At 68.6% G+C, this 16924-nt stretch carries 19 protein-coding genes and 2 pseudogenes; 8 read left to right on the plus strand and 13 right to left on the minus strand.

Features of this window, described 5'->3' with window-relative positions:
- From BST11_RS17245 to BST11_RS17265, 5 genes and pseudogenes are all read right to left on the minus strand, one after another.
- Positions 1 to 200: pseudogene (locus BST11_RS17245) on the minus strand (MCE-family protein MCE1A); the annotation flags it as partial.
- Positions 201 to 386: 186 nt separating this feature from the next.
- Positions 387 to 1007, minus strand: a complete 621-nt coding sequence (locus BST11_RS17250; RefSeq protein WP_083139142.1) for a hypothetical protein — start codon at positions 1005 to 1007, stop codon at positions 387 to 389.
- A 38-nt stretch (positions 1008 to 1045) separates the two neighbouring features.
- Positions 1046 to 1552: a hypothetical protein gene (locus tag BST11_RS17255; protein ID WP_083139143.1), complete on the minus strand. Its 507-nt coding sequence runs from the start codon at positions 1550 to 1552 to the stop codon at positions 1046 to 1048.
- A 19-nt stretch (positions 1553 to 1571) separates the two neighbouring features.
- A complete protein-coding gene (locus BST11_RS17260; protein ID WP_083139188.1) occupies positions 1572 to 2579 on the minus strand; it encodes a phosphotransferase family protein in 1008 nt (335 codons plus the stop codon).
- Between the two features lie 38 nt (positions 2580 to 2617).
- Positions 2618 to 2965, minus strand: a complete 348-nt coding sequence (locus BST11_RS17265; RefSeq protein ID WP_083139144.1) for a nuclear transport factor 2 family protein — start codon at positions 2963 to 2965, stop codon at positions 2618 to 2620.
- Between the two features lie 100 nt (positions 2966 to 3065).
- Here BST11_RS17265 and BST11_RS17270 point away from each other — a divergent pair, with 100 nt between their 5' ends.
- Positions 3066 to 4013 carry a class I SAM-dependent methyltransferase gene (locus tag BST11_RS17270; protein ID WP_083139145.1) on the plus strand — a complete coding sequence of 316 codons (948 nt, stop codon included), beginning with the start codon at positions 3066 to 3068 and terminating at the stop codon, positions 4011 to 4013.
- Here the strand turns inward: BST11_RS17270 and BST11_RS17275 are convergent.
- Positions 4010 to 4867 (minus strand): glycoside hydrolase family 25 domain-containing protein, encoded by an 858-nt coding sequence (locus BST11_RS17275; RefSeq protein WP_083139146.1) that lies wholly within the window; start codon positions 4865 to 4867, stop codon positions 4010 to 4012. The genes BST11_RS17270 and BST11_RS17275 overlap by 4 nt on opposite strands.
- Before the next feature lie 114 nt (positions 4868 to 4981).
- Here BST11_RS17275 and BST11_RS17280 point away from each other — a divergent pair, with 114 nt between their 5' ends.
- From BST11_RS17280 to BST11_RS17295, 5 genes and pseudogenes are all read left to right on the plus strand, one after another.
- A complete protein-coding gene (locus tag BST11_RS17280) occupies positions 4982 to 5392 on the plus strand; it encodes an MmcQ/YjbR family DNA-binding protein (protein WP_083139147.1) in 411 nt (136 codons plus the stop codon).
- 109 nt (positions 5393 to 5501) lie between these two features.
- A pseudogene (locus BST11_RS17285) lies at positions 5502 to 5728 on the plus strand (hypothetical protein).
- A 21-nt stretch (positions 5729 to 5749) separates the two neighbouring features.
- Entirely contained in the window at positions 5750 to 5905 is a 156-nt protein-coding gene (locus BST11_RS27970; protein ID WP_165608027.1) for a DUF6131 family protein, read from the plus strand.
- A gap of 146 nt (positions 5906 to 6051) precedes the next feature.
- A complete protein-coding gene (locus BST11_RS17290) occupies positions 6052 to 6756 on the plus strand; it encodes a response regulator transcription factor (RefSeq protein ID WP_083139148.1) in 705 nt (234 codons plus the stop codon).
- Complete coding sequence (locus BST11_RS17295) at positions 6734 to 8251, plus strand: sensor histidine kinase (protein ID WP_083139149.1); 1518 nt, start codon at positions 6734 to 6736, stop codon at positions 8249 to 8251. Before BST11_RS17290 ends, BST11_RS17295 begins: the two co-directional genes overlap by 23 nt.
- Positions 8252 to 8253: 2 nt before the next feature.
- On the opposite strand, the gene BST11_RS17300 is transcribed toward BST11_RS17295, so the two are convergent.
- Complete coding sequence (locus BST11_RS17300; protein WP_067316485.1) at positions 8254 to 8730, minus strand: lipoprotein LpqH; 477 nt, start codon at positions 8728 to 8730, stop codon at positions 8254 to 8256.
- Between the two features lie 183 nt (positions 8731 to 8913).
- On the opposite strand from BST11_RS17300, the gene BST11_RS17305 reads away from it, so the two are divergent.
- Positions 8914 to 10809, plus strand: a complete 1896-nt coding sequence (locus BST11_RS17305; protein WP_244897690.1) for an alkyl/aryl-sulfatase — start codon at positions 8914 to 8916, stop codon at positions 10807 to 10809.
- A 7-nt stretch (positions 10810 to 10816) separates the two neighbouring features.
- On the opposite strand, the gene BST11_RS17310 is transcribed toward BST11_RS17305, so the two are convergent.
- The 6 genes from BST11_RS17310 to BST11_RS17335 are packed head-to-tail and all read right to left on the minus strand — an operon-like array spanning position 10817 to position 16218.
- The gene (locus BST11_RS17310; RefSeq protein WP_083139151.1) at positions 10817 to 11788 is read right to left on the minus strand and encodes an NADPH:quinone oxidoreductase family protein; all 972 of its coding nucleotides are present in this window, start codon (positions 11786 to 11788) and stop codon (positions 10817 to 10819) included.
- Positions 11788 to 12414 carry a TetR/AcrR family transcriptional regulator gene (locus tag BST11_RS17315; protein ID WP_276033891.1) on the minus strand — a complete coding sequence of 209 codons (627 nt, stop codon included), beginning with the start codon at positions 12412 to 12414 and terminating at the stop codon, positions 11788 to 11790. The genes BST11_RS17310 and BST11_RS17315 overlap by 1 nt, the downstream gene beginning before the upstream one ends.
- Positions 12404 to 13687, minus strand: coding sequence for an acyl-CoA dehydrogenase family protein (locus BST11_RS17320; protein WP_083139153.1), 1284 nt, complete (start codon positions 13685 to 13687; stop codon positions 12404 to 12406). Before BST11_RS17320 ends, BST11_RS17315 begins: the two co-directional genes overlap by 11 nt.
- A 15-nt stretch (positions 13688 to 13702) precedes the next feature.
- On the minus strand, positions 13703 to 14467 hold the full coding sequence (locus tag BST11_RS17325) for an SDR family NAD(P)-dependent oxidoreductase (protein ID WP_083139154.1): 765 nt from the start codon (positions 14465 to 14467) through the stop codon (positions 13703 to 13705).
- Between the two features lies 1 nt (position 14468).
- Entirely contained in the window at positions 14469 to 15515 is a 1047-nt protein-coding gene (locus BST11_RS17330) for a phosphotransferase family protein (RefSeq protein ID WP_083139155.1), read from the minus strand.
- A gap of 58 nt (positions 15516 to 15573) precedes the next feature.
- Positions 15574 to 16218 carry a class I SAM-dependent methyltransferase gene (locus BST11_RS17335; protein WP_083139156.1) on the minus strand — a complete coding sequence of 215 codons (645 nt, stop codon included), beginning with the start codon at positions 16216 to 16218 and terminating at the stop codon, positions 15574 to 15576.
- 79 nt (positions 16219 to 16297) lie between these two features.
- Between BST11_RS17335 and BST11_RS17340 the strand changes: the two genes are divergently transcribed.
- A complete protein-coding gene (locus BST11_RS17340) occupies positions 16298 to 16906 on the plus strand; it encodes a histidine phosphatase family protein (RefSeq protein WP_083139157.1) in 609 nt (202 codons plus the stop codon).
- The last annotated feature ends 18 nt before the right edge of the window (positions 16907 to 16924 follow it).

A 16924-nucleotide genomic window follows, 5' to 3' on the forward strand; every position in this document is an offset into this window, starting at 1 on the left:
TAGGTGACCTTCGAACCCGGATCCATCACCAACCCAGCCCGCGACGCCAGCATCGACAGCTGGGTCTTCGCCGTGAATGCCCCGCGAAATTGCAAATACACCAAGACCATGATCACCGCCAGGACGATGAACACGCCGGCCGTGATCCAGCGGTACGGCGGTTCCCGCGACGGGTTGATCCGCGCCGCGAGGTTGGTCATGGTGTCTCAATCTAACCGGTTCCAGCGGTAGCTGCGCGGTTTGGCCGCTGCACCTCGCGGGGGGCCCGCGCGGCGACGGGTCGAGCCTCGACCGTGAGAATCCCGCCCGGCATTCACACCCAAAGCCGTGCGCTCACACCCAAAGCCGCGCGCTCACACCCGAATCCGTGAGCGCACACACCGCGTTCACATCGAAGCCCAGTCGTCCCACGACCCGGGGAAGTCGAGAGCCGTGCGCGGGATCTGCGCGGTGCCGACGATCTCGCGGAAGTGATCTTGCCAACCCCACCAGAGGCAGATGTGAAAGACGTGCTGGTACCAGCTGAGTTGGTAGCCGTCGGGGATGACCTCGCCCTTGTTCTCCGGCGAGAACACGGCGACGGCCAACAGGCCGATCACGGCCGAGGCGGGAAGCTGTATCTTCCCGGAACGCCAGATCTGCACGCCGAGGGGGCGGGGGCCGGGCGGGGTCAGTTCGAATCCCTTCGGCAGTTCGTCTTCGTGGCCGTGCCCCGAGCGGTGCACGCCGTAGAGGACGTCGGCGACGTCGGGGCGGCCGTCGGGCAGGTCCGACTTCGCCGCGACGGGAAAGCGGCTCCGGTCGAAGTCGATGCCCGGCGCCGCCATCGCGCCGAAGATGTCCAGGGAGTCGCGGATGGTGCGTTTGAACCGGGTCGCCACCCCCTGCTGCGGGTAGCGCTTCTTCGCGGTTCCGTCGACGGAGTTGCAGGCCTGACCCATCGCCGCGTCCCACTCGCGCCGCTCCCAATGGTCGAGCGAGCGCCTGACCGCGTCCCCGACGTCCACGCATGGAGGTTATCCACCGGGTCGCCGGCGTGTCCCGGCTATGGGCGTGGTTGGAACGGCCCCCAACGCGGCGGGATGGTCACCGTCTGGGTGACCGTGCTGGTTTCGGTGCTCGGCGAGGCGGTGACCGTGCTCGGCGGGACGGTCGTCGTCGGGGTGTCGGTGCTCGGCGGCGGGGCGGTCTCGGTGACCGTTTCGGTCGGCGCGTTCCCGCCGCCTCCGCCCCCATGGTGGCGGGGCGGCGCCGCGGTCGTCGTCGTGGTCGTCACCACCGAGGAGGACGTGGTGGGCGCCGTCGTCGTCGTGGCCGGGGCGGGCGTGGGCGGCCCGGCCACCAGCTTGATCACCGCGTACGCCGCGAGACCGAGCACGATCACCCCGACCGCGCCGGCGGCGACGAGCGCCCACGGGCGGCGATACCACGGCGCCGGGGGCTCGGGAGGGGAGCCGTAATCGCCGTAGTCGCCGTAATCCCCGTAACCGCCGTATCCGGCGGCGCGGGTCGGCTCCGAGTAGTAGTCGGGGTTCTCGGGGGAGGGCGGCACGGGGGGAGATGGTAGCCGGTCAGGCTTGGTTCTCGATAAGCGTCAGCGCCCGCTCGAAAAGATGCACCGTGGCCGCGTGCAGCTGGTCGCCCACCTCTTTTTCGGCCTGGCCCGCACAGGCCCGGGCCAGCGTGCCCTCGATCACGATCCCGAGCTTGAAGCAGGCCAGCACCGTGTACCAGGTGATGTGCGAGAGGTCGCGGGTGGTGTTGGCGGCGTACCGCTGGAGCAGGTCGTCGGTGCTGGCCAGCCCGTCCTGGCCACCCAGGGCGTGGCTGAAAACGCTGGACCCGTCGGGCTGGCGCCAGGTGGCCAGCAGCCAGCCCAGGTCCAACAGGGGATCGCCGATCGTGCACATCTCCCAGTCGACGATCGCGACCACCTCGGGCCCGGTGCGCGAGAACATGACGTTGGCGGCGTGGTAATCGCCGTGCATGATGCCGGGTGTCCAAACCTCCGGGCGGCGCCGCTCCAGCCAGGACGCGACCTGCTCGACCCCCGGGATGTCGGGCCCGGGGTAGTTCGCGTACTGCCGATAGGAGTCCAGCTCGCCGAGCCAGCGCGGCACCTGACGTTCCAGAAAGCCCTCCGGTTTGCCGAAGTCGGCCAGGCCGACGGCGACGTGGTCGACGGCGCCGAGCTTGGCCAGCGCATCGGCCATCGACAGGCCCATTTGGAAGCGCACCCCGGCATCGCCCGCGTGCAACGGCGGCAACCCCTCGCCGGCGTTGAACCCGTCGACCGGTTCCATCAGGTAGAAGACGGCTCCCTGATCCGAGCCGAGCACGCTGGGGTCGTCGCAGGTGGCGATCAGGTGCGGGTGCGGCACGTCCGAGCCGGCCAGCGCCGCAAGGACTTTGGTTTCCCGCAGGATCACGCTGTTGCTGCGCGGGCGCAGGTGCCGCGGCCCCCGCCGCAGCACGTAGGGACGCCCGGCCCGGGTGAAGCGCAGCATGACGTTCTGCGTTCCGCCGGTGACGTTGGCGACGTCCTCCAGGGGTCCCTCGCCGAGGCCCTGCTCGGACATCCATGCCGCGACGGCTTCGAGGTTGACGTGCTCCACGTTCAGCCCCTGGGATGCGGGGTGTAGCGGACGGTTTGGGCCCGGATCACGCCGTCGCCGAACAGGAAGGTGTCGACACCGTCGTCGACGCGGTTCACCGCCGAATCGGCGGCCCACTCGAGAAACAGCACCTCGCCTTCGAAGATCTGATTCTTCAGGTCCCACTTCGCGTTGGGCAGCTCGCCGCGCAGCTTGGCGAAGGCCGCGCGTATGCCGTCCCTGCCGCGCACGGCCCCCGCGGGCGTGATCAGCACGGAATCGTCGCCATAGTCGGCGACGATCTCGTCGAGGTTTCCCGCGGCCAGCGCCTCCCCGTGGTGGGCGAATACTTCCTGCGGTGTGCGCGTCATGCCAGCAGCCTAGGTCACCGGCGGCGGGCGGCCGGCGCCGCCGGAGGCTGGAACAATAGGCAGCGGAACTAACGGACTTCGGGCATGGAAGGACACGGCGATGCCGCGCACCGACGACGATTCCTGGGACATCACCCAAAGCGTGGGCGCCACCGCCCTGGGTGTCGCCGCGGCGCGCGCCGCCGAGACCGAGAGCGAGGATCCGCTCATCAACGACCCGTTCGCGCGGGTGTTCGTGGACGCCGCGGGCAAGGGCATGTGGAGCATCTACGCCGATCCCAAGCTGCTGGCAAAGGCCGCCGAACTCGAACCGGAGGTGGGGGCGCGGATGCAGCTGATGACCGATTTCATGGCCACGCGCACAGCCTTTTTCGATGAATTCTTTCTGGGCGCCGCCGATGCCGGCGTTCGGCAGGTGGTCATTCTGGCCGCCGGCCTTGACGCGCGCGCCTGGCGGCTGCCGTGGCCCGACGGCACGGTGGTCTATGAGCTGGACCAGCCCAAGGTGCTGGAATTCAAGTCCGACACGCTGCGCCGGTACGGCGCGCAGCCGAAGGCCCGGCTGGCCAACGTGCCCATCGACTTGCGCCAAGACTGGCCGAAGGCGCTGCACGAGGCGGGATTCGACGCGTCGCAACCGGCGGTGTGGTCGGCCGAGGGGCTCGTCCGCTACCTGCCGGCGCGGGCCCAGGACCTGTTGTTCGAGCGCATACATTCGCTGAGCGCCCAGGGCAGTTGGGTGGCCTCCAACGTGCCCGGCGAGAATTTCACCGACCCCGACCTCGTTCGCCGTCAGCGCGAGGACATGCGGCGCATGCGGGCCGCGGCCGCCAAGCTGGTCGACGTCGAGATCGCTGATCTCGACGACCTCTGGTACGCCGAGGAGCGCACGCCGGCCGACGCGTGGCTGCGTGAGCGTGGCTGGGAGGTGTCGACCGCGACCTTCCCCGAGCTCATGGCCCGCTACGGACGCAGCATCCCGGACGGCACCCAGAGCCTGATGCCGCCGACGCTCTTCGTGTCCGCGCAGCGCAGGGTGGCGAGTTAACTTGAGCCGGAAGCCGTTTCGGCGTCCGCCTGTGACCCAGCCCGGGATTCCAGGTCCTTCTTTATCGCCGCGAGCGCGTCGACCGGGGTGAGGTCCTGGCCCTGGCTGTTCCGGCCGAGTTGGGGCCAGCCGGCCCCGTTGGGCCCCCGCAGCTGGTCCCAGATGTCGCGGACCTTGCTCAACAGTTCGGCCTGCTCGTCGTCGGTGAGTGCCATCAACCATCCTCCGTTCGCCGTGATGCCGCACGCGGCCGCAAACTGTTGTGGGGTCAGCCCGTCGGCGGAGTTCATGTCGCAACGGCCGAACGGCGGACAGCCCTGCGGCAGGTTGGGACTGAAACCCGTGCCGTCGGTGTACTGATGGGCGACTTGGCCCGGAAGCTTCGGGTTGGACCCGTAGCCGGCTCCGATGACCCGCAGGCCCGGGGGGCGCGTGCGCCACATGTTGAAGAAGTCATAAGCGTTGGCGTAACCGATGATTCGCGCCGCAGAGCCTGCGTAGTCGGCCAGGTTCCAGTACAGTGCGTTGATCCACTGGGATCCGTCGCCGGGTGGATTGCCGCCCGCTTCCACGTCGAGCATCAGCGCGACGCGCGGGTGCAGGCCACCGCCGGCGTCGATCATCGAGCGCACGGTGTTGGCGTTGTCCAGCCAATTCGGGCGTACGTAGGTGTAGACGATGCCGAACGTCAGGCGCCCGCTGTCCAAGGCGCCGCGCATCCACGCGTAGTTGGACGCGAAGTTGTGATCGCGGTAGGTCCCGTCGCACACCCGAATCGAAAGGACCCGGTACGGGTACGAATCATTCACGGGCACTTGGTATTCGGAGACATCGGCGAACAGGGTATCGGTCATGACATCTCGCCTCGATCTTTTTTGTGGGCGCGACGCATCTCAATCCCCCTTTACCACAACGCCGCTCGCCATGTTACAGGCCCCCGGCGGCCTTCGAACGGTAATGTCGAGGGCATGGCTGATCGGCCTGCCCGGGTGAGCGACGTGCATCGGATCGCGGCGTCGATGCCCCACGTCAAACGCTTGGACGGCCCGAAGGGCAATCCGATCTACCAGGTGGGCGGGAAGTCGTTCGTGTTCTTTCGCACCCCCCAGCCCGACGCGACCGATCCGGACACCGGGGAACGCTACACCGACGTGATCATGCTCTGGGTGGAGTCGGAAGGCGACAAGCTGGCGCTCGTGCAGGACCCGGCGTCGCCCTTCTTCACCACCGGGCACTTCGACGGGCACCCGTCGGTGCTGGTGCGGGCCAGTCGGTTGGCGGAGATCAGCACGACCGAACTGGCCGAGTTGATCCAGGACGCCTGGTTGTCCCGGGCATCGAAGAGGCGCGCCGCGGCTTGGCTCGCGGATCATTCCTAGCCCGGGTTATCGCGGGGCGCGGGATACCGCGCATCAGCCTGGTTTAGGCATGCGTCAAATGGGTAAAGCTAGCCGCACGAGAAACCCTCTCGAACACAGTGGAGGTCACATGCGTGGTCGCGGAATAGTCAGCGCGATTGTCCTGGTGTGGCTAGTCGTAGGAGTCGTTGCCGCGTGGCAGCGAGGCTACTTCAGAATGACGAAACCAGTTGTGCCTCAGCGGGAACCGTTGCCGTGACGGTGATCGCCGGGCCGTTGAATTACGCGGGTGTCAACCCCAAGGTGAAGGACTGCCATTTGCCTCAACCCAGCTCGATGCAATCGATCGCCCTATAACCCTCAGCAAAGGAAGTTGAAATGATCATCTTAGGAATTGTCCTGCTGGTACTGGGATTCATATTCCACATCCCCATATTGACCACGATCGGCATCATTCTGCTCGTCATCGGTGCCATCCTGTGGATCCTCGGCTCTGTCGGCCGACCGGTCGCCGGCAGACGGTACTGGTACTAGTCGCCGGGTAACGGGGTCGCGTGACTGGCTCGCCAGTCACGCGGCCTTTTCACAGGACACGCAAAGGATTGCCATAGCGATGCCCCAGCCGGGCGCGGATACTGGACCCTGTGACACAGCCCCGAGCGTCGGTGGAACGGGTTGTCATGTGTCGTGCCGACGGCAACCCCATCAACGTCCTCGTCGTCGACGACGAGCCGGTTTTGGCCGAAATGGTGTCCATGGCCCTGCGGTACGAGGGCTGGAACATCTCCACCGCCGGCGACGGGTCGGCTGCCATCGCCGCGGCCCGGGCCCAGCGGCCCGACGTGGTGGTGCTCGACTTGATGCTGCCCGACATGAGCGGGCTCGATGTGCTGCACAGGCTCCGCGAGGAGAACCCGCAACTTCCGGTGCTGCTGCTGACGGCCAAGGACGCGGTGGAGGACCGCATCGCCGGCCTGACCGCGGGCGGCGACGACTATGTGACCAAACCGTTCAGCATCGAAGAGGTGGTGCTGCGGTTGCGGGGGCTGCTGCGCCGCACCGGGGTCACGACGGTGGACAGCGGCGCCCAGCTGGTGGTCGGGGACCTGGTGCTGGACGAGGACAGTCACGAGGTAACCCGCGCGGGGGAGCCAATCTCGTTGACCTCCACCGAGTTCGAGCTGCTGCGATTCATGATGCGCAACTCCAGGCGGGTGCTGAGCAAGGCGCAGATCCTGGACCGCGTGTGGAGCTACGACTTCGGCGGCCGCTCCAACATCGTCGAGCTCTACATCTCCTACCTGCGCAAGAAGATCGACAACGGCCGCGAACCCATGATCCATACGCTGCGCGGCGCCGGGTATGTCCTCAAGCCGGCCCGCTAGGACGCGGCGGGTCTGGTCACTTCGGCTCCGGCTGTTGGTCGGCCAGATCGTCATACTCGCCGTCGTGTGCGTCGGCATCACCGCCGCGACCGAGCTGGCGTTGCTGCACCACCTGGTGGCACAGCTCGACGGACAGCTGGCGGGCACGTCCTACCGCTCGGCGCTGATGTATCCCGAACCGAAACGTCCGGGCTGGCACCATCATGACTCGCACTACTATTCGCGGCCCGGCCCGGGCCCGCGCTTCCTCGACGCTCCGGGCCAGCCCGCGGGGATGGTCGCCGCGGTGATCAGCAAGGGCAAGGCCGTCGACGTCGGCTACCTGACCAGCGCGGGTGCGCGCGCCGCGTTGACCCCGACCGCGCAGGCGCAACTGGAACGCATCGCCGGCAGCCGCAAGCCGGTGACGGTCAACCTCGACGAACTCGGTCGCTACCGCGTCGTTGCCGCCCCGAGCCGCAGCGGGGGTGACGTCATCGTCACCGGCCTGTCGATGGCAGGCGTGGACGCCACGATGATTCGGATGCTGGTCATCCTCGGGGTCGTCACGGTGATCGCGCTCGTCGCGGCGACCAGCGCCGGCGTCGTCATCATCAGGCGGGCGCTCGCGCCGCTGCGCCGGGTCTCGCAGACGGCCAGCGAAGTCGTCGAGCTGCCGTTGGATCGCGGGGAGGTCGAACTGCCGGTGCGGGTGGCCGAATCCGACGCGAACCCCTCCACCGAGGTCGGTCAACTCGGGTCGGCGCTCAACCGGATGCTCGACCACATCGCTGCCGCGCTGTCGGCGCGGCAGGCCAGCGAGACCCGGGTGCGCCAGTTCGTCGCCGACGCCAGCCACGAGCTCCGCACGCCGCTCGCCGCGATCCGGGGCTATACCGAACTGACCCAACGGATGGGCGACGACCGCGAGGCGGTGGCGCACGCGATGAGCCGCGTGGCCTCCGAGACGGAGCGGATAACCCGCCTCGTCGAGGACCTGCTCCTGCTGGCCCGCCTGGACTCCGGCCGGCCGCTGGAACGCGAAGCGGTTGACCTGTCCCGGCTGGCCGTCGACGCGGTCAGCGACGCGCACGTCGCCGGACCGGATCACCAGTGGGAGCTCGACCTGCCCGAGGAGCCCGTGGTCGTCACCGGCGATGCGGCGCGATTGCACCAAGTTCTGACGAATTTGCTTGCCAATGCGCGCATTCACACCGCCGCCGGCACCGTGGTGACGACGCGGCTGAGCACCGAGCCGGCGCACAGCGTGCTACAGGTGATCGACAACGGGCCCGGCATTCCGGCGGCGCTGCAATCCGAGGTGTTCGAGCGGTTCGCCCGCGGCGACACCTCGCGCTCCCGCAAGGGCGGCAGCACCGGGCTGGGTCTGGCGATCGTGTCCGCGGTCGTCCGCGCGCACCACGGCACGATCACCATGGACAGCGCACCCGGTCACACGGAATTCACGGTGCGGTTGCCACTCAACGGGTGGCAACCGCCCGCGTCATCGAACTGAGGCTAGGAGCAAGTCACGTCGATTTCGAACGGCTTGTTCACCGGTTGCATGGGATTGGCCATGTCGACGCCGGTGGCGGTTCCCTTGATCGTGTACTTGTTGCCGTCCTTGGTTGCGTTGGCGTTGCCCTGGCCGGAACCCTGGGCATAGGCCAGCGTCACGCCGTTGACGTTGCCGAGCCCGACGGACTTCACCGTGTTGTCGCCGGTGAGCACGGCTGAGATGCCGGTCGCGGCGCCACCGATCGCGATCGTCGTGTCGCCGCCGACCGTCGTGCAGACGACCGAACCGGTCACGTTCTGGTTCTTCCCGTCGATGATCACCGTCGGTCCTGCTCCACCGCCCCCGCCCGTCGCGACCGAAGTGCCGGCCGAGGACGTCCCGGAACCGCTCGTAGTCGACTTGTTGCTCGAACACCCGGAAATACCGGCGGCCAGAATTGCTGCTCCAGCCACTGCGACAGTCAGTCCACGCTTCACCTGTTCTCCTTACCCGATCGTTGCGGTCCTCTGCATCGAGAACCGTCAAGGCAGTATGCGGGTTTGCTTAGTCGCGCAAAAGAGGTTCAGCGAAAATTCTTTCCGAGCGGTCAACGCGGCCGTGGGAGATTTGCCCAATAACGGGTTGGAAATATCATCGCGGTTCGCTCCGCCCCCCGGCGCATTGGTGGCAAGGTATTTCCGGTGGAACACAAACCCCCTTCCGCGGTCATCGAATCCGCCCATCGCGACCGCGCCCTGCCGTTCGACGACACCCGCGACTTCGACGACGCCGATCGCGGCTTCATCGCGGCCCTGTCGCCGTGCGTGATCAAGGCCGCGGATGGCCGCGTGGTGTGGGACAACGACGCCTACTCCTTCCTCGACGGTGACGCGCCGACGTCCGTGCATCCCAGCCTTTGGCGACAGTCCATCCTGGCCGCCAAGCAGGGCCTCTACGAAGTGGTTCCGGGCATCTATCAGGTCCGCGGGTTCGACATCTCGAACGTGACCTTCGTCGAGGGCGACACCGGCGTCATCGTCATCGATCCGCTGATCTCCACCGAGGTCGCCGCGGCCGCCCTGGCCCTGTATCGGGCCCACCGCGGCGGCGACCGGCCGGTCGTCGCGGTCATCTACACCCACAGCCACGTCGACCACTTCGGCGGTGTGCTGGGCGTTACCTCCCAGGCCGACGTCGACAGCGGTGCGGTGACTGTGGTTGCGCCGGAAGGCTTTACGGCACATGCGGTTCAGGAGAACGTGTATGCGGGACCGGCGATGCTGCGACGCGCGACCTACATGTACGGCTCGCTGCTGGACCGAGGACCCCGCGCCCACGTGGGGTGCGGGCTGGGCCAGGCCGCGTCCACCGGCGAGGTGGCCCTCATCGTGCCGACACTCGACATCCGAAGGACCGGTGAGCGGCACGCCATCGACGGCGTGGAGATCGAGTTCCAGATGGCGCCCGGCACCGAGGCGCCGGCCGAGATGCACTTCTACTTCCCGCGCTTCCGCGCGTTGTGCATGGCCGAGAACGCCACCCACAACCTGCACAACCTGCTGACCCTGCGCGGCGCGCTGGTGCGTGACCCGCGCGCGTGGTCCGGCTATCTCACCGAGGCCATCGACGCGTTCGCCGATCGCACCGACGTGGTGTTCGCGTCGCACCACTGGCCCACGTGGGGGCGGGAGCGCATCCTGGAATTCCTTTCGCTGCAACGCGATCTGTACGCGTACCTGCACGACCAGACGCTGCGGCTGCTCAACCGGGGGTACACCGGCGTCGAGATCGCCGAGATATTCCAGATGCCGCCGGCCCTGGAACGCGCCTGGCACGCGCACGGGTATTACGGGTCGGTCAGCCACAACGTGAAGGCGGTCTACCAACGCTATATGGGCTGGTTCGACGGCAACCCCGCCCGGCTGTGGCCCCACCCGCCGGAGGCCCTCGCGCCCCGCTACGTCAACGCCATGGGCGGCGTCGACCGCGTCGTAGAGCTCGCCCGGGCGGCGTTCGATTCCGGTGACTTCCGTTGGGCGGCAACGTTGCTGGATCACGCCGTCTTCACCGACAGCCAGCACGCCGCGGCGCGCGCCCTGTATGCCGACACGCTCGAACAGCTGGCCTACGGCGCCGAGAACGCCACGTGGCGCAACTTCTTCATGAGCGGCGCCGCCGAACTGCGCGACGGAAATTTCGGCACCGCGGGCCAAGTCACCTCTCCGACAATGCTCTCCCAGCTGACGGCCGAACAGATCTTCGACAGCCTCGCCATCCGGGTCAACGGCCCGCGCAGCTGGGACCTCGACATCGCCGTCGACATCACGCTGGCCGACGCGGGCGCCAACTACCGGCTCACCCTGCGCAACGGCGTGCTCGTCCACCGCCGAGCGGCGGCCGACCCGTCGAGTGCGGCCGTTACGGTCAAGGCGGACGGAAAGTTTCGGCTGCTGGCCGCGGCCATCGGCGACTTCTCCTCGCCCGGGCTGGAGATCTCGGGCGACCAGGCGGCGCTGCGGGCGTTCCTCGGCGCGCTAGACCAGCCCGACCCGAAATTCAACATCGTCACGCCGTAGCGCCAAGTCAGGCGACGTCGATGACCACCTTGCCCAACACCTTGCGCTCCGCGACGTGTCGCAGCGCGGCCGGGGTTTGGGCCAGCGGGAACCGCGCGCCGATGTAGGGCCGGACGGTGCCCGCGGCGAACATGTCGTCCAGTTCACGCATGTCGCGCGCGGCGTCGTGGGGACGGTCGGCCATGAAGGTGCGGATCTCCATGCCGCGCAGCGTGATTCCCTTGAGCAGGACCAGGTTCAGCGGGATCGACGGAATCGTGCCGGACGCGTAGCCGAGGGTGATGAACGTCCCGCCGCGCGCCAGGCCCCGCAGCGCGGGCTCCGCATACGGCCCGCCCACCGGGTCGAGGACCACGCGGGCGGCGTCGCCGGTGAGCTCGCGGATGCGTGCCTTGAGGTCCTCGCGGTCGTAGTCGACGGTGGCCTCGGCGCCGCGGCGCCGGCACAGCTCGAGCTTTTCGGCGCTGGACGCCGCGGCCAGCACCCTGGCCTTCATCGCCACCGCCAAATCGACGGCCGCCAGGCCCACGCCACCGGCGGCGCCCAGCACCACCACCCAATAGCCTTGTGCGACTTCGGCGATCGAACGCAGCGCGTGATAGGCGGTGCGGTACGTGACGCCGAAGGCCGCGGCCGACGCGAAGTCGGCGCCGTCGGGTATGAGCGCCGCCGATGCCGCGTCGAGCAGCGCTTGCTCGGCGAACGCCCCGGTCGGGGTGGTCGCGACGACCCGCTGGCCGGGACGGAAGCCGGCGCCGTCGCCGACGGCCACCACCTCACCGGCGAGCTCGCTGCCCGGCGTGAACGGCACCGGAATCTTGACCTGATACTTGCCGGCGATCAGGAGCACGTCGGGGAAGTTGACGGCCGCGGCGCGCACCCGGACGACCAGCTGGCCGGGGCCGGGAACCGGATCGGCGACATCCTCGACCACCAGGTCGTCGGGGGTGCCGTAGGAGTGGCAGACGACGGCGCGCATCACCCGACCCCCAACCCGCGCAAGCAGAACCGCACCAGGTGCGCGATGTCGTCGGGTCCGGGCCGGTCGGCGGATCCCACGTAGCTCCGCATGGCCGCGGCGGTGCAACGGAACACCGCCTCGACGTCGCGATCGACATCGGTGCTGCCCAGCGCGGCGACGGGCTCGATCAGCAGATCCCGCAGCGGGCGCATCATCTCCTGGTCGGCGGCGCGCCAATTGGTCGCCGCCGACATCTGCCCGGCCGCCGCGCGGCTCATGCTGATCAGGTGCGGGTCGGCGACCTGTGCGAGGGTGCCCTCGATCCAGCGCGCGACCTTGTCCTGCGGCCGGGATTCCTTGTCCATCTGGTGCCGCAGGTAGGACACGACGATGGCCACGCCGCGTTCCATGACCGCCAGGATGAGATCGTCCTTGCCGGCGAAATAGCGATAGAACGCCTTGTTCGACGAGCCTGCCTCGGCGACGATGTCGCTGACCCGGGGTGCCTCGGGCGCGACCCGTTCCATCACCCGCACCGCCGCGGCCAGGATGCGTTCGACTTCCTCGGTCGCCTCCCGCTGACGGTCGTCGAGGGCGCGCTCGACCGCCGCGGCGACCCTGCTGTTGACCTTGCTAGAAGTCAACGAGCTCACCGTATTTGGCGCGGACGGCCGCCCGCCGGACGTCGAGCATCTCGCTGGGCCAGTCGCCGTCCTCGGCGTCGTAGCCCTTGAGCAGCATCCGCGCCAGATTGACCTTGTGCGCCTCGGTGGGTCCGTCGGCCAGCCCGAGCGCGATGCCGCCGAGCAGCACGTTGACCAGGGGCAGCTGGTCGGTGAGGCCCAGGGCGCCGTGGACCTGGATGGCGCGCAGCGCAATCGATTTGAGCACTTGCGAGGCGAGGATCTTGCAGGCCGCGATTTCGGCGCGAGCGCCGCGCTCGTCGCCGTTGTCGATCAGCCAGGCGGCGTGCAGCACGGTCAGCCGGAACGGGATCAACTCGGTGTACGAGTCGGCGACGAACTCCTGCACCAGTTGCTTGTCGGCCAGCGGGCTGCCCTGCGTGAAACGGCTTTTCGCGCGCCGCGACATCATTTCGACGGCGCGCTGCGCCATCCCGATCGAGCGCATCGCGTGGTGCAGCCGACCGCCGGCCAGCCGGGTTTGCAGGATCAGAAAACCCTGGCCGGCCTCACCGAGCAGCGCGTCGGAGGGCACCCGGACGTCGTCGTAGCGCACCAGCGAGTGCCCCGGTTCGTGCGGGTCCGCGCCGACGAGGTGGTGGTTGGCCTCCAGGTTCAGCCCCGGGGTACCGGCCGGGACCAGGAACGTCGAGGCACCCTGGTGAACGGGCACGTCGGGGTCGGTGATGGCCACGACGATGAAGAACGAGGCGACGGATGCGTTGGAGGAGAAGTACTTTCGGCCGCTGATGACCCAGTCGTCTCCATCGCGGACCGCGCGGGTGGTGAAGACGCGGGGATCGGAGCCGCCTTGGGGCTCCGTCATCGAGAAGCACGAGAAGATCTCCCCGGACAGCAGCCCGGCCAGGTAGCGGTCCTTCTGGTCCTGTGTCCCGAACCGCGCGATGATCTCCGCGTTTCCGGTGTCGGGGGCCTGCGTGCCGAACACGATCGGCGCCCACGGGCTGCGGCCGAGGATCTCGTTGATCAGCGTCAGCTTGACCGCGCCGAAGCCCTGGCCGCCCAGTTCCGGCCCCAAATGCGGTGCCCACAAACCGTTGTCGCGAACCCGCTGCTTGAGCGGGTCGACGATGCGGCGCCGCTCGTCGTTGAGCGGCAGGAACTCGCAGCCCGGGAACAGCACCTCGAGGGGCTCCACTTCTTCGCGGACGAACTCACGGACCCAGTCCAGCTTCTTTTCGAACTCCGGTTCGGTGGAGAAGTCCCAGGACATCGAATGCTCCCGTCTCTAAGGAATGCCGCCGTCGGCGCGCAGAATGGATCCGGTGGTGAAGCTGGACGCGTCGGAGGCGAGAAACAGTGCGGCACCGATGATTTCACGCGGATCACCGGCGCGCTGCAACGCGAGATGCCCAAACGGCTTGCCGTTGGCCTGGTCGAGGTTCCACGACTTGCTCACGTCCGTCAGGAACGGTCCCGCCATCAACGTGTTGACCCGCACGGCGGGTCCGAACGCCTTGGCGAGGGCTTCGGTCATGGCGTTGAGGCCGGCCTTGGCCGCAGCGTAGGGGATGATGTCGGGGGTTGGCCGTAGCGATCCGGCCGTGCTGACGTTGATGATCGACCCGCGCCCGGCCGCGACCATCCGCTCGCCGACCAGAGCGGATAACCTGAAGGGTCCCTTGAGGTTCAGGTTGACCACCGCGTCGAACAGCTTCTCGGTGACCTCGGTCAGCTTGTCGTACAGCGGCGACATCCCCGCGTTGTTGATCAGCGTGTCGACCTTGCCGAACCGTGCATAGGCGGCCTCGACCAGGCCGTCGAGCTGATCCCAGCGCCCCACGTGCACCTGGTAGGGCAGGGCCGAACGGCCCGTCTCGGCCTCGATCTCCTTGGCCGTGGCGGTGCAGTTGTCCATGTTGCGGCTGGCGACCACCACGTCGGCGCCGCAGCGGGCGGCGGCGAACGCCATCTCGCGCCCCAGCCCACGGCTGCCGCCGGTGATGAGAACCACCCGGTCCGTGAGGTCGAAAAGCTTGTCCGCGTAGCCCATCTCAGCGCCCCCCGGCGGGCAGACTCCGGGCGAGCTCGGCCGCCGTCGCGATGAGCTGGGGGATCATCGCCCCGAACGCATCCTGGATTTTGGGATCGACCTTTCCGCTGCGCACCCCGGCCGCGTAGGTCTTCTCCAGGACGATGCCCAGCTTCCAGTTGGCCAGCACCAGGTAATAGTCGATGTTCTCGGTGGAAAGCCCGCTGATCTCCTCGTAGTGCGCCAGCAATTCGCTGCGCGCCGGCATGCCCCGCATGTCCAGGTAGAACCCGTCGGCGCGGGGCTCCTCGCCGTCGTAGCCCAGCAGCGCCCACGCGAGGTCCAGCAGCGGGTCGCCGACCGTCGTCATCTCCCAGTCCACGATCGCGGCGAGGCGCGCCGGCTGTCCGTGCGCGAACATCACGTTGGCGAACTGGTAGTCGCCGTGCATGATGCCCGGGCGATAGCTCGCCGGGCGGTTGTTGCGCAGCCAGTCGGCGGCCTCGTCGAGCCCGGGCAGCTCGCGCACCTTGTAGGCGTCCAAAAACCGCAGCCAGCGATCGACCTGTCGTTCGTGGAAGCCGTCCGGGCGGCCGAAGCCGTCCAGCCCTTGCGCGCGCCAATCCACCCGGCCGAGCTTGGCGGCCCCCTCGACGAGTTGGAACGCCAGCCCGCGGCGGGCCGCCAGGTCGGTGTCGAACGGCGCCTGCCACCCGCCGTCCATCGGGCTCCACCCGTCGATCGCCTGCATCACGTAGAACGGCATGCCCAGCACGCCGCCGCTGTCGTCGGCGGCGATGAGCGCCGCGTGCGGCACGTCGGTGCCGCGCAGCGCCCGGACCAGCCGGATCTCCCGCAGCAGGCCGTCGATGCGGGCCGCGTCGGCGCGCACGCCGGGCATCCGCAGCACCATCCGCTCGCCGCCCCGCCGGATCAGGTAGAGCGTGTTCTGCGAACCGCCCTTCAGCTGTTCCAGGACCGGTTGTTCACCGCCGCCCGGCGCGTCGCTCGCATCGAGCCAGCGACCGAGGACGCCCGCGTCAAGTTGGGTCTCGCTGACATCGGCCATAGCCTGCACACCCCGCTCTCCGTGCAGAGAATAGCATTCTCCGCGAGCGGGGAAATTGTCACGGCTTGTGGGCGCTGAGCAGGAGGCCCGGCGCCATGAAGTGGCCCTCGTCGTCGAATTCGACGTTCGGCGGGGCGCCGGCCGGGGCGTTGCCGTAGACCTTCGCGGGGCGGACGTCGTCGACGTGCCACAGCTCCGCGACCGCGCCGCGCAGCTCGGTTTCGGTGAAGCCGTGCGGCCCGCCGTCCCGGTGGCCCAGCGCCCCGGCCGCGAACGCCAGGATGTAGAGCGCCGCCCCCGGCGCGGCGGCTCGGAGGATCGACCGCAGGTAGTCCGACCGTCTCTCGGGAGGCAGGGCGTGGAACAGCCCGCTGTCGAGGATCGTGGCGAAGCGGCCGTCGTAGCCCCGGAAGGTGGTGACGTCGGCCTGCGCGAAAGTCGCTGTGGTCACGCCTTGTTCGGCGGCCGCCGCGGCGGCGGCCTCGACCGCGGTGGCACTGGCGTCCAGGCCGACGACCGTGTGCCCCCGCGCGGCGAGGGCGAGTGACAGAGCCGCGTGGCCGCAACCGGCGTCCAGGACATCGCCGCGGATCTTGCCCTGCTCGATCAGGGCCGCCAGCTCGGGCTGCGGGCGCCCGATGCTCCAGGGCGGCGGCGCCGCTTCCCGGTAGACGGCGTCCCAATCCCTGTTCGGCTGGGTCATCTCTGCTCCTCGAGATCGGCGACGCGCGGTGCGATGAGAAACTGGCGCTGCCCACCATCCGACGACGGGAACCACGAACATGCAAGTGCTGCTGGTCCGGCATGCGCTGCCGCTGCGCAGCCAACACGGCGAGGGCTCCGATCCCGAGCTGTCGGAGGAGGGGCGGGCGCAGGTGGAACGCTTGCCCGAGGCGTTGGCCAGGTTTCCCATCGCGCGGGTGGTCAGCAGCCCGCAGCGCCGGGCCATCCAGACCGCCGAACCGGTCGCGGCCGCGCGCCGGCTGCGCGTCGACATCGACGAGCGGTTCGCCGAATACGACCGCGACCTGCCGGTGTACATCCCCGTCGAGCAGATCAAGGCGGAGCGACCCCAGGAGTGGGCGCGCATGGCCCAGGGGCATCTGCCCAGTGCGGTCGACGAGGACGCGTTTCTCGCCCGCGTGCGCGCGGCCGTCGACGACCTCGTCAGGGCCGCCGAGCCCGAGGACACCGTGGCGGTGTTCAGCCACGGCGGGGGGATCAACGTCCTGCTGCACCAGATCCTGGGCACGAGGCGCTTGCTGTCCTTCCCCGTCGATTACGCATCGGTGACGAGGTTGCTGTTCTCCCGGTCCGGCGAGGCGACGGTGGCGGGGGTCAACGGGGTCGAGCATGTGTGGGATTTGTTGCCGCGAAACCAGCGGTGGTGATCGTGGCCGGCAACGGCG

Origin of the sequence: Mycobacterium alsense, from assembly GCF_002086635.1 — a bacterium.
GTDB classification, from domain to species: Bacteria; Actinomycetota; Actinomycetes; order Mycobacteriales; family Mycobacteriaceae; genus Mycobacterium; species Mycobacterium alsense.

Excerpts from the sequence above, each read along its gene's own strand:
- BST11_RS17325 (WP_083139154.1), bottom strand. The coding sequence starts at position 14,467 with ATGGGCTACGCGGACAAGCTTTTCGACCTCACGGACCGGGTGGTTCTC.
- BST11_RS17280 (WP_083139147.1), top strand. The coding sequence starts at position 4,982 with ATGGCTGATCGGCCTGCCCGGGTGAGCGACGTGCATCGGATCGCGGCG.
- BST11_RS17330 (WP_083139155.1), bottom strand. The coding sequence starts at position 15,515 with ATGGCCGATGTCAGCGAGACCCAACTTGACGCGGGCGTCCTCGGTCGC.
- BST11_RS17335 (WP_083139156.1), bottom strand. The coding sequence starts at position 16,218 with ATGACCCAGCCGAACAGGGATTGGGACGCCGTCTACCGGGAAGCGGCG.
- BST11_RS27970 (WP_165608027.1), top strand. The coding sequence starts at position 5,750 with ATGATCATCTTAGGAATTGTCCTGCTGGTACTGGGATTCATATTCCAC.
- BST11_RS17260 (WP_083139188.1), bottom strand. The coding sequence starts at position 2,579 with ATGTCCGAGCAGGGCCTCGGCGAGGGACCCCTGGAGGACGTCGCCAAC.
- BST11_RS17265 (WP_083139144.1), bottom strand. The coding sequence starts at position 2,965 with ATGACGCGCACACCGCAGGAAGTATTCGCCCACCACGGGGAGGCGCTG.
- BST11_RS17275 (WP_083139146.1), bottom strand. The coding sequence starts at position 4,867 with ATGACCGATACCCTGTTCGCCGATGTCTCCGAATACCAAGTGCCCGTG.
- BST11_RS17340 (WP_083139157.1), top strand. The coding sequence starts at position 16,298 with ATGCAAGTGCTGCTGGTCCGGCATGCGCTGCCGCTGCGCAGCCAACAC.
- BST11_RS17270 (WP_083139145.1), top strand. The coding sequence starts at position 3,066 with ATGCCGCGCACCGACGACGATTCCTGGGACATCACCCAAAGCGTGGGC.
- BST11_RS17295 (WP_083139149.1), top strand. The coding sequence starts at position 6,734 with ATGTCCTCAAGCCGGCCCGCTAGGACGCGGCGGGTCTGGTCACTTCGG.
- BST11_RS17310 (WP_083139151.1), bottom strand. The coding sequence starts at position 11,788 with ATGCGCGCCGTCGTCTGCCACTCCTACGGCACCCCCGACGACCTGGTG.
- BST11_RS17290 (WP_083139148.1), top strand. The coding sequence starts at position 6,052 with ATGTGTCGTGCCGACGGCAACCCCATCAACGTCCTCGTCGTCGACGAC.
- BST11_RS17320 (WP_083139153.1), bottom strand. The coding sequence starts at position 13,687 with ATGTCCTGGGACTTCTCCACCGAACCGGAGTTCGAAAAGAAGCTGGAC.